The sequence below is a fragment of the Dorea sp. OM07-5 genome (assembly GCF_003481355.1).
Taxonomy (GTDB): domain Bacteria; phylum Bacillota; class Clostridia; order Lachnospirales; family Lachnospiraceae; genus Dorea_D; species Dorea_D hominis.
In genome coordinates this window covers 1-1140 of sequence record NZ_QUKZ01000049.1, presented here as the reverse complement: position 1 = coordinate 1140, position 1140 = coordinate 1, and the positions used below count along the sequence as shown (strand labels likewise).

The 1140-nt window shown below is 45.3% G+C and carries 1 protein-coding gene; it reads right to left on the bottom strand.

The window, feature by feature from the left end; genetic code table 11:
• Window positions 1-1140, bottom strand: a 1140-nt coding sequence (locus DXC04_RS15345) for a VirD4-like conjugal transfer protein, CD1115 family (protein ID WP_243112192.1), incomplete at both ends; no start/stop codon positions are given.

Genomic DNA, 1140 nt, shown 5'->3' with positions numbered 1-1140 from the left:
CCTTCCTCCGTACTTCCGGTCTGCCACATAATACAGCGTCTGAAACAGATTACTGTAAATCATGCCGACCAGATAATTCATACTGGTGTCCGCATCTGGAATACAGCAAAACAGTGCTACTTTTTTCTCCCCGATACTGTATAAATCCAGTTCGTCCGTACAGGTCAGGTTGGCAATCTGTTTCAGGTTAAAAGCTGCCAGACGGACACCAACCGAGATCAAAATAGACTTTGCAGTCTTTCCGGCTGCCTGCTTATAAATGGCATACTGCTTGACCGCAATACTCTCCGGGTCCCGCATTTCCAGTCTTTCAAACAAAATGTCCAATGGTGACTGGTAATCCTCATCATCTTCTTTGACCTGTGCGCTTCCAAGCATTTCCATGATCATCGGGAAGTTCTGTTCTTCCGGTGGAGCTTCATGCAGCAAATACAGCATAAGTGCCTGTAAAAGTGCAGTCTCGGACTTCTCCCAAAACGGGTCTGAGCTCTGCGCTCCCTTCGGTGTTGTGTTGCGGATCAGGTTATTGATCAGCTTCAGTACATCCTTATCATCCCGGACATACGCAAACGGGTTATAACACCAGGAAGTCTCCGGATTGATCAAATCAAAAACCCGGACTTCATATCCATTCCGTTCCAGGACACCTCCGGTTTTACGCAAAAGTTCTGCCTTGGGATCTGTAATCACCATCGAACAGTTGCACTGCATGATGTTTGGGATTGCATACGTCCGGCTCTTTCCTGCTCCTGAACCTCCGACTACCAGCACATTTAAATTTCGTTTATGCTTATATCCATCCAGTCCCATGCGGAAATGCTGTGTCAGAAGCAGATTATTCGTGTACTGCTTTTCGCAGTAATGTCTGCAAATTTCGGACACGTTGCCCCATTTTGCGGAACCATGTTCCACGCCTCTTCTATAATTTCTTTTTTGGGATTCATAAATACCAATGCCTAAGAAATAGGCTGCTGTGAATATCAGAATACATTTGAACGTATACGGTGTATACGTGATAAAAAACGGCTGTTCGAGTTTTTCGCTCAGCGTTTCTAAGATTTGAATAAAATTCTTATCCGGTGTAATGGCACAAGCGGTAATCGCTGCCGCCCACCAGACAAATGGCAGAAAGACAAGATA